At 55.4% G+C, this 15,723-nt stretch carries 13 protein-coding genes; 2 read left to right on the top strand and 11 right to left on the bottom strand.

Annotated elements, in window-relative coordinates:
• Positions 1 to 74 precede the first annotated feature (74 nt).
• On the top strand, positions 75 to 1,085 hold the full coding sequence (locus CCALI_RS08655) for a Gfo/Idh/MocA family protein (protein WP_016483099.1): 1,011 nt from the start codon (positions 75 to 77) through the stop codon (positions 1,083 to 1,085).
• 30 nt (positions 1,086 to 1,115) lie between these two features.
• Here the strand turns inward: CCALI_RS08655 and CCALI_RS08650 are convergent, their stop codons facing one another.
• Positions 1,116 to 2,036 (bottom strand): matrixin family metalloprotease, encoded by a 921-nt coding sequence (locus CCALI_RS08650; protein ID WP_016483098.1) that lies wholly within the window; start codon positions 2,034 to 2,036, stop codon positions 1,116 to 1,118.
• 611 nt (positions 2,037 to 2,647) lie between these two features.
• Here CCALI_RS08650 and minC point away from each other — a divergent pair.
• Positions 2,648 to 3,337, top strand: coding sequence for a septum site-determining protein MinC (gene minC, locus CCALI_RS15175; protein WP_016483096.1), 690 nt, complete (start codon positions 2,648 to 2,650; stop codon positions 3,335 to 3,337).
• A gap of 206 nt (positions 3,338 to 3,543) precedes the next feature.
• On the opposite strand, the gene CCALI_RS08640 is transcribed toward minC, so the two are convergent.
• From CCALI_RS08640 to CCALI_RS08600, 10 genes are all read right to left on the bottom strand, one after another.
• On the bottom strand, positions 3,544 to 4,539 hold the full coding sequence (locus CCALI_RS08640; protein WP_016483095.1) for a Stp1/IreP family PP2C-type Ser/Thr phosphatase: 996 nt from the start codon (positions 4,537 to 4,539) through the stop codon (positions 3,544 to 3,546).
• A gap of 79 nt (positions 4,540 to 4,618) precedes the next feature.
• A complete protein-coding gene (locus CCALI_RS08635; RefSeq protein ID WP_016483094.1) occupies positions 4,619 to 5,608 on the bottom strand; it encodes an FHA domain-containing protein in 990 nt (329 codons plus the stop codon).
• 15 nt (positions 5,609 to 5,623) lie between these two features.
• Entirely contained in the window at positions 5,624 to 6,952 is a 1,329-nt protein-coding gene (locus tag CCALI_RS08630) for a vWA domain-containing protein (protein WP_016483093.1), read from the bottom strand.
• A gap of 63 nt (positions 6,953 to 7,015) precedes the next feature.
• Positions 7,016 to 8,503 (bottom strand): FHA domain-containing protein, encoded by a 1,488-nt coding sequence (locus tag CCALI_RS08625; protein ID WP_016483092.1) that lies wholly within the window; start codon positions 8,501 to 8,503, stop codon positions 7,016 to 7,018.
• Positions 8,504 to 8,515: 12 nt separating this feature from the next.
• Complete coding sequence (locus tag CCALI_RS15170) at positions 8,516 to 9,910, bottom strand: FHA domain-containing protein (RefSeq protein ID WP_016483091.1); 1,395 nt, start codon at positions 9,908 to 9,910, stop codon at positions 8,516 to 8,518.
• Positions 9,911 to 10,014: 104 nt separating this feature from the next.
• Positions 10,015 to 10,554 carry an ADP-dependent NAD(P)H-hydrate dehydratase gene (locus tag CCALI_RS16755; RefSeq protein WP_081648342.1) on the bottom strand — a complete coding sequence of 180 codons (540 nt, stop codon included), beginning with the start codon at positions 10,552 to 10,554 and terminating at the stop codon, positions 10,015 to 10,017.
• The gene (locus CCALI_RS08615; RefSeq protein ID WP_052572364.1) at positions 10,479 to 11,666 is read right to left on the bottom strand and encodes an NAD(P)H-hydrate epimerase; all 1,188 of its coding nucleotides are present in this window, start codon (positions 11,664 to 11,666) and stop codon (positions 10,479 to 10,481) included. The genes CCALI_RS16755 and CCALI_RS08615 overlap by 76 nt, the downstream gene beginning before the upstream one ends.
• A 12-nt stretch (positions 11,667 to 11,678) precedes the next feature.
• On the bottom strand, positions 11,679 to 12,707 hold the full coding sequence (locus tag CCALI_RS08610) for a Gfo/Idh/MocA family protein (protein ID WP_016483090.1): 1,029 nt from the start codon (positions 12,705 to 12,707) through the stop codon (positions 11,679 to 11,681).
• A gap of 249 nt (positions 12,708 to 12,956) precedes the next feature.
• Positions 12,957 to 14,129, bottom strand: a complete 1,173-nt coding sequence (locus CCALI_RS08605) for a Spy/CpxP family protein refolding chaperone (protein WP_016483089.1) — start codon at positions 14,127 to 14,129, stop codon at positions 12,957 to 12,959.
• A 417-nt stretch (positions 14,130 to 14,546) separates the two neighbouring features.
• The gene (locus tag CCALI_RS08600) at positions 14,547 to 15,713 is read right to left on the bottom strand and encodes a Gfo/Idh/MocA family protein (protein WP_016483088.1); all 1,167 of its coding nucleotides are present in this window, start codon (positions 15,711 to 15,713) and stop codon (positions 14,547 to 14,549) included.
• Positions 15,714 to 15,723: the final 10 nt, after the last annotated feature.

The following is a 15,723-nucleotide window of genomic DNA, read 5'->3' as shown; positions in this document are numbered from 1 at the left end:
TGCGTGCAGGAGAAAAGGAGATGACGTTGAATTAAAATAAAAAGAGAAACCTGCGAAGAGGAGTGAGGGAGTTTATGGCTTCGACGGAACCGGTGCGCATCGGAATCATGTCGTTTGCGCATCTTCATGCGGATAGTTACGCCCACTGTATTGTCTCGCGCCCCGATACGGAGCTTGTTGGGATCGCCGATCACGACCCAGAACGGGCGCGCAGGAAAGCGGAGCAGTTTCAAACTCAGGCCTTTCCCGATTATGAAGCGCTCTTGGCCGATTCGCGCGTGCAGGCTGTCGTCATCTGCAGTGAGAACGCTCGCCATCGCAAGCTCACCGAGATGGCGGCAGCAGCGGGCAAACATGTGCTCTGCGAAAAGCCCATCGCGACCTCGATGGCTGATGGCGAGGCCATGATCGCTGCCTGTAAAGCAGCTGGAGTGCAGCTGATGATCTCCTTTCCCTGCCGCTACTCTCCGGTGATGCAGCGCCTAAAAGCTCGCCTCGATCGAGGGGATGCCGGCACGATCCTGGCCTTTCGGGGCACCAATCGTGGGCGCAACCCTGGTGGATGGTTCAACATTCTCTCCGAATCGGGCGGTGGGGCCACTATCGATCACACTGTGCATGTGGTAGACCTTATGCGGTGGCTGACGCACTCGGAAGTTAAGCAGGTCTATGCAGAGATCAGCAACGGCATAGAGCATAAACCGTTTGACGACGTAAGCTTTCTAAGCCTCACGTTCGATAACGGCGTCTTTGCTACCCTAGATGCCTCCTGGTCACGCCCTAAATGCTTTCCCACTTGGGGTGACGTTACCTTAGAGGTAGTTACTGATAAGGGCACTCTTTCAATGGATATGTTTAGCCAAAACCTTGTGCTCTATTCAGATCGTGACAGAAGCATTACCTGGCATAACTGGGGCGGCAATATGGATGACGGTCTGATTGGCGCTTTCGCCGAATCCGTTCGCGAGAACAAGCCAGCTCCTATTACCGGTGAGGATGGTTTGCGTGCCGTTGAGGTGGCCTTTGCTGCTTACCGTTCCGCAGAGCGTGTAGCCCCTGTAACCCTGCCACTTGAAGCCTCCTGAAAATGGTTACATAGCTTTACCTTAAATTCTTCAAGGAAGAGGGTCAATCAACTGGCTCTCGGTTTTCTTTCCTTCACTAAACCTTCCACTGAACGGAGCGATGAGTTGCTCCGTGTGTTTGTGGAGCTCAGAGCGAGGATGCGTAACGGGCTTGCGCGCCGTCCCCAAAAATGGAATCGACCCGGAGTAGAGACGTTGTGCTGCCGCCTTACTGCCGGAAACCGTGAGGCTAACGCCGCAGTAGGCCGTTTTCATGGTGTTAATGTCGGCTTGGGAAAGGCCAGTAAGGTTATAGACGTTGGCGCTAACACTCATCACATCGGTATCGTTGGGACTGTGACCTGCTAGCCCCAACGCATGGCCAAACTCATGCGCTGCCACCGGTGCGATGTTAGGCACGCTGGTTAGGTAGGTCATATTAAAGGTGATGGTGGCATTTTGCATCTCGCCGTTCCCGTTCACCGTGTAATTGGTGATAGCGCCATAGTTCGTTAAACCCATATTCTCAAACTGTACGATGATGTTGGCCTGTGTGGAGCTATTCACCAGATTGAACTTTCCTATCACTCCGAGGGCCTGTGACCACCAACTGAAGCCATCGGTAGCTTGGGTAATACGATCGGGCGTAGCCAAATTACTGCTCACAATGTAGACGTTAAGCGGAAAGTGAGTCCAGTGATAGAGATGGTTTGGCAACCCTGTAGCGGGGTCATCCGCCGTCGCAAAATTGGGAAGATAGGTAGAATCGGTGCATCCCCCGCTGCTTGGAAGGACGGTAACGCTGCCTGCTGAGGTGTTACCGGCTTGATCACCGGGAAGTCCAATGGTGGCGTTTGAACTAAAGAGAATGGAGCCTGCTCCTCCGCTCCCACAACCAGCTCCAAGGATTAAAAGTAGACAACACCCTAGCATTATCCCTAAAAGATACTTCGTGCTCTTTATGGAAACCATTGCAAACCTCCGAAAAATATCAGCCTGATTATCGGCTATCGGCAGAGAAGCATTAGGGGGAAAATGGGGCGATCGAAGCCCTAAAATTGGATGGTGGGCGGATAGAGGTTTTCGGCGTCTTTATGTATGGCTTTGGAACACCCCTTTCAGACAACCGCCCTATTTTCGACATTGACGATGGTCAGATGGGTGTGATGGGAATTCAAGAGATCGCTTTTAATGCACCTACGTATAATGTTAAGGTGCGTGAACGGCGCGGTAATGAGACGCGAATTTCGCCTTAAACCCGGCGAGCACGGTCGGATAGGCTGGGCGCTTTACAGCGGCTGGTCAAAAGGGAAGTTCGGACGCTTGTAACTCATCTCTGCTGCCTGTGAAGTTGGCCTAAAAGACCACGAACCGTTTCCCTAAACTTTTTTGGCGTAAACTGGCTTTTAAGATGTAAGATGGCAAAATTGTATCTAGATAAATAAGTTGGTATCTATCAACACGCAACAAAAGCAGCATGGTTTTGGAACATACGTGCTGTGGGAGACCTTGGAGACTAAGCAGGATATTGGAAGGGTTTGGCGAATAATAGGTAGAAAACTCTGTACCAAAAAGGAGTGTTTATGGTAACGCTGCAGCCGTGGCATAACGGTTTGCTGCAGGAGTTTCTGCTTACGGTGCCTGCCGACTTAGAGTGGGAAGAGGCCCTTGCCCAGATAGAAGCGCGACTCGAGGAGGTAAAACCCTCCATGTCGGTACGAGGAGTGCAGATCACCATCGAGTTTGGCGTGCGTCAAGTTAGTTACGAGCTACTGCAAGATTTAGTGGCACTTTTACGTGATCGTTACGGGGTGTTGGTTGTGGCCGTTGTAAGTACCGACATGCACACGCATGAGGCCGCCCGTCGGCTAGCTCTGGGCGTCTATCTTATGGCTCCAGGCGCGCCCCTTAGCACCGAAGCGAGTGTGGACGCCGCAGGAAACAATGCGCTTTACTATGCCGGCACAGTGCGCTCCGGACAGAGACTCACCCACCATACGCACCTGATTGTCGGTGGCGATGTAAACCCGGGAGCAGAGGTGATTGCTGGTGGAGATATTGTGGTTCTAGGGACGTTGCGCGGTTTAGCGCATGCTGGCTGCTATGGAAACGAGGGAGCACGCATTATAGCGGGCAACATGCGTCCCCAGCAACTTCGCATTGCCGGCCAGATCGCTCGCGCGCCTGAGGAAGAGACTCGTGTTGCGACTGCTAGCCCGCGTCCCGAAGTTGCACGTATTGTAGATGGCATCATTCAAGTCTCACCCCTTTGAGAGATCACCAGCCCGTTTCAAGCGCTTGGCGTGCATGGCTATGTTTTAACAGCCTTCGATGATGGGGGAGGCTTTTTTACCTGCGCTTTGTTGGATAGAAGAGGGCTTGCTTCCTTTAAGCTTGCTTGTTCTACTGATGCGCTCTAACTATGGGGTACCTACAGCCTCTACCGCCCAAAAAGAGAAGCTTATTCTGCGGCCTCAGCTCATGACCCGAGCAAAAAGCGGCGCCAGAAAGGGGCAGCCGGTTTCGGTGTGCTACTGAGGCTTCCGTCGTCTACAGCCGCTTCTTTAGGCATCATCTGAGGGGCGGTAAAAAAGGCTTGGGCCTCCTCATAGGCCACTACGGCGCGGATAGAGAGCACAAAAACCGTAATATTATCGCGACCTCCACGCGCATTGGCAAGTTCAACGAGCTGTCGTGTGGCCTCAGAGGGCGCATGCGTCCCAATAATGTCAGCGATCTCGGCGTCCTCTACATGGCCGGTGAGACCGTCCGAACAGAGGAGCCAGATGTCGCCCTCTTGCACGCTTTCGTCATAAAAGTCGGGCAGGACGTTTGGGGTTGCACCGATGGAGCGCGTGATGACATTGCGGAAAGGAGACAGCTCGGCCTCTTCCCGTGTGAGCACGCCCGCCCGTACCTGTTCCTCTACCCAGGAGTGATCGACCGTTACCTGCCGAAACTGTCCACGACGCCATAGATAGGCACGGCTGTCGCCTACCTGCACAATAAAAACTCTATCTTCAATAAAGACAGCCGCTACCAGCGTGCTGCCCATGCCGTTTCGTTCGGGAATGGCCTGTGCTAAAGCGTAGATGTAGTTGTTTGCCTCTAAAATGGCCTCACGCATGGCCACATGCGGATCGTCTGCCGGATGATCGTAGTAGGCCGAAAGCAGGCGCTTAAGGGTAAGCTCACTGGCGATCTGTCCAGCCAAAGCGCCCCCCATGCCGTCGGCGACCGCATAGAGGCATCCGCGCTGCGCAAGAATAGCTGGCTCTTCCGGCTCGTAAAAATCGAACTTATCCTCGTTGTTTTCGCGAACCTGTCCCATGTCCGTGCGGGCAGCAAACTTGATGAGGGGGAGACAACGCGGCGCGCGCGGGGCGTAAGAACGCCATCCTCGCACCAAAACCTCACGCTCAAATTTCGCCGTAGGCTCTTGGCCTCCCTGCGATGTAGAATACGTCTCTGTCATCGGTAACGGTTTTTCACCTCATTCAGAATAAAATCTGCGATCTCCTAACTTCCCTCACACAAGAGCTTACCTATCCTTCTTATGTCTCGGAGGCATCGTTTGCCTCTTCATTTGGTTGTTCTACTTGAGGCTCCCGCATATCCTGTGGGGGCTCTTCGGGCTGAGACGGCTCGACCCACTCAAAACGGTAGCTTGTCTGCCCGATCTTCACCTCATCCCCATTTGCCAAAAGCTGTGGCTGATTGGGAGTTAGCCGCGTTCCGTTGACAAAAGTGCCGTTGGTGCTACCGACGTCCATGAGCCACGCCTCACCGTTTTCAACCCGTATCTCCGCGTGCAAACCGGAAACATAGGCATCACCAGTAACGATTAGCTCATTGGTTGGACGCCGTCCGATGCGCGAAACCCCGGCAGGCACGGACAGCTCGTTGCCTGGCCCCTCCAACTTTCTGAGCCGAGCTACGGGTGAGGCGGTCTCTTCCGGCTGCGCAGCGGACGCAAGCAGCGTTGTCTCGGAGGATGGGGCCGCTATGGCCACCGTCTTCTCTGCAGTTTCGCCTCCGCGCACTTCGAGGCGAAGCTGAACGTTACCGAAACGGAGCAGGGTACCACTCGTTACAGAGACTGGCTGGTTGGGGGTAAGGCGTAGATCGCCCACCTTGGTGCCGTTCGTACTGCCAAGGTCTTCAACAGATATCTGCCCATTCTCCACGTGAATACGCGCATGGTTTCGCGATACCGTGGCATCTAAAAGCAGAACATCGGTTCCTTGCCGCCCTACCGTGTTATCTCCTACGCGTAGGCGGTAGCGGCGTCCCGTTTCAAGCTCCACGAGCTCTGCAGGAGGTGCCTCTTCCAAAGCAACCTCTAGGCTTTCTGGAACAGGCCCTGATAACAGAAAACCACATTCGCAACAGTAGCTTTCTAGTGCAGGAGTGGTGGCATGACACACGGGGCAAACGGTGGTGCCGCCCATCTGTGTGCGTAGGGGGTCGGCCTCCGGTGTGGCTAATAGCGTTTTCTCCGGCCCGGCCGGAGAGGCCATCATACGGGTGGGTTCATCGGTCATCGTCTGGTGTCCTCCTTATCGTTTGCCCTGTTCGATGTCTACAATGGTGCCCATGAGGGTTTTCTCCACGTCGCCACTCCCTCGCTGAAGCGACTGCATGGCCGCCTCCAACTGTTGAGCCTTCTCTGTTTGGCCTGTTTGCATAAGGATGGTGCGAGTGCGTTGCAGTTCGGAAAGAGCTCCCATGGCCGTGAGCTGTTGCGTACGCATCCCCATGATGGTGCGTTGTAGATTCTGGGAAGCCTGCGCTATTTCGATCTCGTTACGCACAATGGGGTTAACCCCTTGTGCCAAAAGCGACGCGTCCTTGGTGAACTCAAAAACGCAGTCGGCTTGTGCCTGACCGGGTCGGTTCGCAAGAAGGTCCTCGTAAGTGACCACAGCCTTCGCTACACGGAAAATCCCTACCGGATGACGCTCGAACTCCAACTCTACCAACACCGTGCGCGAGGTACCTCGCTCGATGTCGGGCACGGTTACCTCGATGGTGCGCGGGCCGAAAGAGGGTTGCAGCCCGTAGACTTGGCGTAGGTTAACCCATCGTGATAGGTGGAGACGCACCTGAACGTTTCGAGCGACAACCGACATCACCGTCTCCAGTTCGCGCCGAAACACCTCGGGGATGAGGTCGGGGCGCTGAATGTAATAATAGTTGCCTCCACTTCGTTTGGCAATTCCTGCCAGAAGCTCCTCGTTGTACTCTGGGCCAAAACCCAATGCCGTGACGGTAATGCCCTTAGCGCGCTGTTCTGCAACTTGTTGCACAATGGTGCCATAGTCTTTGATTCCAACCGTCGGTTCACCATCGGTAAGCAGCAACACGCGTGTGACATAGCCTTGTGTTTGGGGCAACACGGCGGCGATCTGCATGAAGGCGGCAACTAATCCATCGTAAAGGTTCGTGGTATTGCCCGGCTCAATGCGATGGATATGCTCTTTGATAAGCGCCTTGTTCACCACGCGGCGAGCCGGCATCAGCACGTCTACATGCTCTTCAAAGGTGACGATGGAAAGAATATCGTTCGGCTCAAGCATATCCACCACATAGTCGCACGCCATTTTCACATACTCTAACGGAGGCCCCTCCATGCTGCCGGAGCGGTCAATGCAGAGACATACGTTGATGGGGGCACGCCGTCCAAGCTGTTGTCCGGTGGCCTTAAGCACAACGAGAGCGTGCTCGCGGGAAATGTCGCCGGCAAGAGCATAACGATTGCCCGACATACACTCCACTTCAAGAGTTTGGAGTGCAGTTCCCATCTGTGTTTGCGCCATTCCCATTTGGGTGGGCATGGCGCCCATCTGCGTAGGTGGTGCGCCTATAATCTGTGTGCGATCTTCCATGTTCCTGCCTCTTTTCTCACGGCTCTCAGAGCCGGTGCAACGGTTTTCGGTGTAACACTTTCTTTACTCGAAGCGAAAACGGCTCGAACCGAACTGCACGATGTCTCCTGGGTGCAGCTCCTGAATGCTGATGCGCATCCCGTTGACGAACGTGCCGTTGGAGGAGTTGTTATCTCTTACCATCCAAACTCCGTTCACGTAGCTTAATTCCGCATGAGTGCGCGAAACGGTGGGGTCGTTGGCGATCACAATGTCTCTACCGGCCTCACGTCCTATAGTGATATTTGGTTTCTCTAGCGGTATGATCTGCCCAGCGATAGGCCCCTCTATTCCTACAAGCCGACCTAAAATCGTCCCTACCCCTGCCGTCGGAGCGGAGGCCCCTAGGCTGCTGCCATAAGCCATGCCTCCTAGTGGGTCTGTTACGGGCATGGGTGCTGAGGGCGTCACCGTACATCGGCAATTACCGGCCGCATCTTTAGGCGCGCCACAGTAGGGGCAAAGATGCGATGGCATAGGCGAGAGCGGATTGCCAGCGGCGCTGCGCGGTGTCTCCACTCCGATCGGCCGCACTTTGGAGGCGGTAGCGCGTTCTCGAAAGAGGATGCGGTGCATTCCAATCTGAATCATATCGCCGTCGCGCAACACCACTTTTCCGTTCGGAGGCACGGGTTGGCCATTCACCACCGTGCCTGTGGGCGTACCCGCATCCACCAAAACGTGCCGATTATCCTCTTTGCAAATAGCGGCATGCTGAATGCCAACACTTGGGTCGCCGTAAAGAGGCACGTCACAGCGCTCGTCGCGTCCTAAGATGTTTACCGGCCTCTCTAAAGAGAAATCGCGTCCTTCATTACGACCCACCAGCACACGCACCCAGGCCTCTTTCAAAAGCTCTTCCACAATGCCCACCAAAAGGCCAGTACAGGTAGCGATGGCTGTAAACCCAATGATTCTACTTAACCCACCCGCTTCGTAGCAAGCGCCCGATTTAAGCGGGGCCTGAAGAGGCGCAGCCGTCACCGCAACAAGATCGAAGACAAAGCCGCCGATAAATCCACCAAGAAAGCCTCCTAACGCTCCACGCCCAATCCGCTTTGGGTGTAGCGTGCTGATGGCGGCACCGGTCCCAATGCCCGCACCCAGCAGCGACCACCCAAAAGCTCGCGCGATGACCTCATGGAGAAAGCTTCCTAAGCCCAGGCGGGAGCTCATATCTGCCGGGCCGCCAAGCAGGTTGTACAGCATATTGCCAAACATCATACCTATGTAGCCCAACAGGAAGCCACCTATCAGCCCGACAACGATGCCTCGCAAGAGTTTACGGGAGTTCCCTTCAACAACCCCATCGGCGGTTCCCAAAAGCATGCCCGGAAGCCCGCCTACGCAAAAGGCTAGAAGCCTCACCTGCCCCGGAGTGGGAGGAACCGGCAAACAGTCACCAGATATCCCGCGGATTACCTGGTAGTGGATAAGGGCCTCTTGAAGGAGCGCTCCGACCAAACCACCTACCAAACCGGCAAGCGTACATACGATGATACGTGAACGCATGGCGTTAGATCCTTATGTCTCAAAGCGAAAGCGCGTCATACCCACCTGAATCTCATCACCGGGGCGGAGTGGATGAGGGGTTTGCGGGGGAATGCGAGCCCCATTGACAAACGTTCCGTTAGAGGAGCCGTTATCCACAATGACGAACTGCCCACCCTGGTTTTGAATACTGGCATGACGCCGTGATACGTTGCTATCCTGCGAGAGAACCACCGTGTTAGAAGGCTCGCGGCCGATATCCACCTGCGAGCCCTGCAGTTCGAACATTTGCCCCGCGTAGACGCCGATAGTGCCCACTAGGCGCGGCCGACTTCCCACGTTGAGAGGAGAGCCGGCCACACCGCTAAGTCCGGCAAGGGGGTCGGCGGTTCCTTCGGTGATCGGCGGAAGAGGAGGTTGCTCCGGCTTCTTAAAAGGTTGTAGGTCTGGCTGAGTCTGGGATTCGGGAATATGCATGCCGATTCCCTCAAAAAAGCGCCTCAGATGGCCCTGCTTATAGGCCCAAACAATCCCATAGCCTATTCCCCCGATGATGGCAAGCCCAATAAGGGTCGAAACGATGTCGCTTATCGGGTTCGACGTCGGCGGTGGTGTGACGCTGGGAGGAGATGTGGTTGGTGCCGCTGGTGTGGTAGGAGCAGCCGGCAAGGGGACACTATGGGCATCCGGCCAAGTGACGGTGATCGTTGGCCAATGATAGCCCTCTGCGGGCGGATTCGTTGGCAGCGTTTGGGTTTGGCTGATAGGAGGGTCATCGTCGTTCTTTACCGTAACGGTGAGGGCCACACCCATGGGAACGTTAGTAAACTGAGCGACACCTTTATCTGCTGCCTTCAGTAGCCAACTCGCCTTATATTTTCCGTCGGCGCTGGTAAGGGTAACGATCGCATCGGTGAGGCCTCCCTTACCCTCCACCTGAACAGGCACCATCACCGTTTGCACAAGGGTGAAATCGGCGTCTGTGAGGGCGGTGACCCCTTTGGTTTTGACCGGCAAATGCGCCACTCTACCAGTGGTGCGATCAATGATCTCTAAAACTGCATTTTGGGGCAAGTTTGCAGGTAGCGTAACAGCTACGGTCTGGCTGGCATCGGTGGGGGTTGGCAGGGGTACAGGCGCTGTGGGGATACCGTTAGGGAGAAGAAAGCGATAAAGCAGATCTCCGCTCACTTGCCGTTGAATCTGGATCGTGGGCTGAACGGGAGCCGCCGGCTTAGACGATGTAGAAGGGGCCGATGGAGAGGAGGTGACAGGCTTTTGAGCGTACGCCGCAAGGCTGCAGAACAACAAGCTTCCTAGAATCGCCACGGTTGCACGAGCACAAACCGCCTCAGTTCCCCTGGGAATCGCTCTTCTCAACCAAGCCTCCTGATCGCAGAGATGAGGGAGGTCAGGGCTAAAGACCACTTCGATGCCTCCTAAAAGAATTCCGTAGTGCACGGACTCGGTTCAACGAGCCGTTGTCAAACACCATCTCCTGGGAGTGCAGACGTCCCGTCTACAGGTGCAGGCTACACGGCCGTCTCCTCGTGCAGACGTCTCGTCTGCAAGTGCAAGCTACACGGACTCGGTTCCACGAGCAGTTTGTCAAACGCCATGGGCAGATGGTGAATGATATCGCCTGCCGTCAGTGCCGCCTCACCTAGGGTTTGGCAGGCCAGGTCTCCCGCTCGCCCGTGCAGATAGGTGGCTAGCGCCACGGCTTCGACTAGAACATCCATTCTATCTCTTATATCGGTTTTATTGCGTTCTTGCGCAAGGACTTGAGCTAATATACCCCCTAAAATGCCTGTTAGGCTATCGCCACTGCCACCTGTAGCCATGCCCGGGTTCCCTGTAGTATTTACGAATAGCGTGCCATCAGGGGTAGCAATGAGCGTATAGCGCCCTTTTAGCAACGCTATCGCGCGAAAACGAGAGGCCAGCAACTTGACCGCTCCTACACGGTCGGACTCGATCTCCTGCGTTGTTGTTCCTAAAAGTCGAGCAGCCTCCCCTGGGTGTGGGGTAAGAATAAGGGGGGAGCCTCTTCGGGGCGATCTCGCAAGCACTCAGGGTTTTGGGCGAGGGCGTTCAACCCATCGGCATCGAGCACGATGGGTTTGTGAAGCACGCCCAGCAGATGCTGCACCAGGGCAACGGTTTGGGGGTGTGTAGTGAGGCCAGGGCCGATGCAGAAAAGAGTGGCTTTTGGGGCAAAACGGAGAATGTCGGGCAGGGCCTCTTCGTTAAGAGCGCCCTCCCCATCGGCAAGCGGCAGCGTCATCTGCTCATCGAGTTTAGCGGCCAGCACCGGCTGAATGCAGCGGGGTGTCAGCACGGTTACAAGCCCCGCCCCAGCTCGTTGAGCCGCTCTTGCAACCAAAGCCGGAGCCCCTACCATGCCTTGGGAACCGGCGAGCACCGCCACGTGGCCAAAGTGGCCCTTATTGGCATTGGGATGTCGAGGCCCGCATATGGTAGCAGCTACTGAGGAGGTTTGAGGGGAGAAGAGCCTGCCGGTGGAGGGCAACTCGAGCGCGTCCCAGCAGAAACCAATATCGCTCACATGAAGCTGCCCCACGTAGTCGGCCGCAGGAAAAAGGAAAAGCCCCATTTTGGGGCAGGCCAGGGTAATGGTGTGAGTCGCGCGCACGGCCTCTGCTGGCACGGCGCCCGTATCCGAGTCGATGCCGGAGGGGATATCCACCGCGTAGATGGGGCATGCGAGCCGATTCATTGTGACGATGGCCCCACGAATCGGTTCGCGAGGTGCTCCTTTACTTCCGGTTCCCAACAGGGCATCTACTGCTAACGCGGTGTTCGGATCGATGACCAGCTGATGGGGGTCGGCGCCAGCCACCACGGGCAGGCCCATACGTCGCAGCACCTGAAGATGCGTAGCGGCATCTGCCTTCAGGCTCTCTTCCTTACCAAAGAGGTAGACGGTAGGATGTGCGCCCAAAAGCGCTAGCCGTCGCGCCACCACAAAGCCGTCGCCGCCGTTATTCCCTCCGCCGCAAAACAGCGCAACAGGAGCACCTGCTAAAGCTCCATGGGTTTGTGCGATGACCTGGGCAACGGCGGCACCCGCGTTCTCCATAAGCACTGCGCCAGGAAGGCCTACCTGCTCGATAACGTAGCGGTCGTATTCCCGCATCTGCTCGGAGGTCACAATGCGCATGGTGCCAACGGGTTACCCCCTCTCCACATCCACCACACAGTTGTTTTCCCAGCTTTGAATGGCGGCCTCGATGATCTCTTGCACGGCCAAACCGTCTTCGCCGCTCGCCTCGATCTGATCACGAGGCACCCCTGCGTTTACCTGCTCTATCCAGCGTCCTATGCGTCGATCGAACGTCTGGTCGAACCCGGTCATGCCGCCCATAATGCTATTGCGGATAACCGTCAGTTCTGGGCTACGACGAGGATAAAACGTTAGCTCCTCATAAAGGTTTTCCAGAACAAAGCGTCCCTCCGTACCCATCACCTCGCATCGCTCCAGGTTATGGGCGGGGTTGGCATCGTAAGAGCCAGTAAGGTGCCCTACCACATCGTTTTCGAACAGCAAATTTACCTGAACGTTCGACCAGCATACCCGCTTGCCGCCAGGCCCGTCCGACTTCGGCGCGCGATTGAAGAAGGCATGGACTTTTCGCACTGGCCCACAATAGTATCGCATAATATCGAGCGAGTGGGGATGAAGCGCCCGAATATGGAACCATGGCGAGCTTTCATTGGGGTTATCTATCCACATGGTCATATTCATGAGGAGGAGGTGTCCCAATTTTCCGCTCTGTACCCACTCCTTGGCCTTAGCTGCCGGCGGCGTAAAGCGGTGATTCAGATTGATTCCAAAATAGAGTCCTTTTTTACGCGCTGTCTCCACCATTTCCCGTGCGTGATGGATGTTGTTGCTGATGGGTTTCTCGCAAAGCACATGCAGGCCAGCCTCGAAACACTGCATGGTCGGCTCGTAGTGATGCCCGCCGTTCTCTGGGCCGGCCGTACAGACCGATACGGCCTGCAGCTTGTCGCCCACATCCGCCAGCATCTCTTTAACGCTGTGCCAACTTTTTACGCCATCGCGTGCAGCGAGGCGATCGGCACGAGCCGCATCTATATCGCAATAGCCTAGCAGCTCGGCATCTGGGTGACGCATATAGACCTGTCCATGCCGCGCTCCGATGCCTCCAGCCCCAATCACGGCCACTTTCAACGTCATGACATCGCTCCTTCGGTTCGAAATACTTTTTATTCATTGGAACTCTACACCGTTTCAGGGTGCGATTCCTTCTTTTTCGGTTTTTAAACAGGAGGCCAGGGAAAAGGGTTCCGTACGCGTACTATAGGGGTAGGTTTCAAGGTAGACGTAGGTCAAGGGCAGATGTAGAGGTAGGTTCAAATGGCAATGTTGTGGAGGTAGATTCAAATGTGGATGTAGGGGCAGGCTCGGCACCTGCCCCTACAACCCCTACTGTTGCTGTTGGGCAAGGGCGACGTCGTCCAGGGTGTTCGGGTTAAAATAGAAGGGTTTGCCCAACAAAGTTTGCCACTGCGCGCGCTGCTCGGGGGTAAGAACGGCAAGCGCCTTGTTACCATATTCGATACGTGCCTTATACATTTTTGCTTCGGCTTGCTTAGCACGATCGGACAGTGTGGCCATGATCTGTTGCAGTTGAGCCGGATCAAAACGAGGCGGCCCCTGAGGACCTGGAGTGGACGGCTGCTGACCCGGCACGGCCCCGTTCGCCGCTACCTCATTCGTGTTGTTGGGTTGGAAGAGAGCCATCAACGTTTGCCTCTGCAGCTGGCGAAAGTCGTTGGCAATCTTTTTAATGGCCGCACGTTGGTCCGGCGTGAGATTCAGCTTATCGGCCACCTTATCGTCCGACAACGCCATTGCAGTTCTCCATTGGAGGTCGAGCTGATGAAGGCGGTTCTTTTGCCAGTTATCAAGAACGGCCTCAAGCTTAGCATCCTCCTGATCGGTTATTTTGGCTACCGTAGTCTCCATTTGTTGACCCTGCTGCTGGAAGAAGGCTCTCCGCTCCTCTGGGGTCATGTCACGAAGGTTCTGCCGGTTCTGCTGGATGTTTTGGCGCCATGCGTTGGCGACTTGGGTAAACGTATCGCGCTGAACGCCTATGATAAGCTGGTTCAACTGGTTTTGCTGATCGCCGCTGAGCAGCAGCTCATGGCGCACGTCATCGCGTCGTAGTAGAAGGGCTTCATTCGAGCGCGTGGGGTCAAGGAACAGCGGCCCTTGCTGAGGTAGCTGGCTCATAATATTCTGGAACATCGCAAAGCCGGCCTGGGCTCGCAGCCTAAAGTTACCGTTGCGCCCCTGAAAGTTCCCTCTTTGTCTGCCGAAACCCTGATAGGGCGCCCCAGGAGTCCCTTGATACGGATAGCCCTGGAAGTAGAAGTTGGGATAGTTGTAGTAGCCTCCGAAAGGCACAGCCCAAGGCAAGAAGAAACCCGTGGTCGGCGTCCAATAGCCGTTGAAGGGCACCGGCGTGTACACATAGGAATTTTTATTTCCATTTGGCGGCGGTATGATTTTTTGCGCCTTCGCCACCGGCATACCAAAAGCGATGCCGATCCCAAGGAGGGTAGTGGTAAGTAGGCACTCCGTTCTTTTCATTTCTGCTCTCCCTCCGCAGCTCATAGCGGTTCGGTGTAAAAATGCGCTAGAAGATGCGTTTCTACTTTATTAGACGATTCGGAAGCGAAAAAGTTTTCCGTAGTTGCATGGCCTCCATTCAAAGATAGAAAAAAGCGTTCTATGCCCCCTTTATTAATTCTCTTGTGTTTTAATGGCAAAGATTGTCTCACTCCAAGCGACTGGCGATTTGAAAGGTTTAGCGAAAAGAGGACCACCGAAGTGCTCTTCAGATAAATAAACCTACGGATCGCCTCTCTAGCAAATGGAGGAAAGGGAGAGATGGGTTTAGCGCGACACTTCAAACAAGGGCATGCTAGACTTATAAGGGGATACACCGATAGACCGACTGTCAGAGAAGCTTCATGCCGATGCAAGCGAGCTGTCGATCCCTATATGCTAAGGCGGATCCCCCCAATCGGGGACGGAGAGCACCTCTCCGTCTCGTAAGGCGGATTTATGGGCGATAACCCCGGGCGCTGTATAGCGCACCGCCTCCCAAGCATGGATCGAAGGGCGGCGCCCCTGCTCCAGGGCCGACACGAACTCGTGTACCAAATAGCCGTGGGAGCCCTCATGTCCCAAGTAGGCCTCGGATACAGAACATCCCTCCACATAGGTGTTCCAAACTTCTGTGGGTAGGGGATCGCGCATCTCCTCCGCGGTAAGAGGTTGTGCTCTCTCTTTCGCATACCAAATGCCGTTTTCATAGGAGCCATCGGTGCCATAGATGCGGAAGGTCTCGCGTAGAACGCTGCAGTGACGGTGTTCACAGATGCGCAGGGTGGCTCCGTTGCTCATGTTAAATAGGGCTGTCACGTTGCTAAAGGGAGTCAGTCCCTCGCGAAAGTAGGAATCGCTGGATGGCGTGCCCCAAGCACTTACTTTAACGGCATAGGCGCGCATAACGCTGATAGGTCCAGAAGTAGAGTGGGTAGGATAGTGCATTGGGCTATCCTGTGCGCCTTGTTGTCGGTACCTTTCTAACTGTTGAAGCCACTCCTTACCGGCCTGACTCGCCAAGCGATGGGCCATGACCGCTCGAAGATCACAGCCTGGACTATCGAAGCTGTGAAGATATTCGCCTTCCGCATAGATGAACGTGCCGAATGCTCCCTTTGCCGCCTGGCGCCTACAGAACATCGCTCCAGGATGGAAATAGGTGGTCTCTCCAAGCATGTAGCTCATATCGGTTTGCCGACAGGTGGTGATGAGGCGTTCGCACCACTCTAATATCTCGTCGCCGGAGGGAACGGAGATAAGCGGCACGGCACTGTAGACGTGCTTGCCTCGCTGCATGGCGTAAATGGCCTGTGGGGCGTGAAGCCAGGGCTGCGTGAAGATGGCGACGGCCTCTACCTCGCTGTTGCAAAGCGCTTCGAAGCTTGTGAACCCATCCTGCGCACGAAACTTCTTTTGAAAAAGAGGTTGTTTGGCAAGACGAGCGATACGATCGGGCTCGCGATCACATAAGGCTACCCGCGAAACCGCTGGGTGACAGCAGAACAGTTCGGCAAATAGACTGCCAAAGCTACCCAAACCCACCACCCCGATGCTTAAGCTCATAAACGCCACC

It is taken from the genome of Chthonomonas calidirosea T49, assembly GCF_000427095.1.
GTDB classification, from domain to species: Bacteria; Armatimonadota; Chthonomonadetes; order Chthonomonadales; family Chthonomonadaceae; genus Chthonomonas; species Chthonomonas calidirosea.
This window is presented reverse-complemented; position numbering and strand designations above follow the sequence as displayed.

Coding starts and splice junctions, on each gene's coding strand:
- CCALI_RS08655 (WP_016483099.1), top strand. CDS start 75: ATGGCTTCGACGGAACCGGTGCGCATCGGAATCATGTCGTTTGCGCAT.
- CCALI_RS08650 (WP_016483098.1), bottom strand. CDS start 2,036: ATGGTTTCCATAAAGAGCACGAAGTATCTTTTAGGGATAATGCTAGGG.
- minC (WP_016483096.1), top strand. CDS start 2,648: ATGGTAACGCTGCAGCCGTGGCATAACGGTTTGCTGCAGGAGTTTCTG.
- CCALI_RS08640 (WP_016483095.1), bottom strand. CDS start 4,539: ATGACAGAGACGTATTCTACATCGCAGGGAGGCCAAGAGCCTACGGCG.
- CCALI_RS08635 (WP_016483094.1), bottom strand. CDS start 5,608: ATGACCGATGAACCCACCCGTATGATGGCCTCTCCGGCCGGGCCGGAG.
- CCALI_RS08630 (WP_016483093.1), bottom strand. CDS start 6,952: ATGGAAGATCGCACACAGATTATAGGCGCACCACCTACGCAGATGGGC.
- CCALI_RS08625 (WP_016483092.1), bottom strand. CDS start 8,503: ATGCGTTCACGTATCATCGTATGTACGCTTGCCGGTTTGGTAGGTGGT.
- CCALI_RS08615 (WP_052572364.1), bottom strand. CDS start 11,666: ATGCGCATTGTGACCTCCGAGCAGATGCGGGAATACGACCGCTACGTT.
- CCALI_RS08610 (WP_016483090.1), bottom strand. CDS start 12,707: ATGACGTTGAAAGTGGCCGTGATTGGGGCTGGAGGCATCGGAGCGCGG.
- CCALI_RS08605 (WP_016483089.1), bottom strand. CDS start 14,129: ATGAAAAGAACGGAGTGCCTACTTACCACTACCCTCCTTGGGATCGGC.
- CCALI_RS08600 (WP_016483088.1), bottom strand. CDS start 15,713: ATGAGCTTAAGCATCGGGGTGGTGGGTTTGGGTAGCTTTGGCAGTCTA.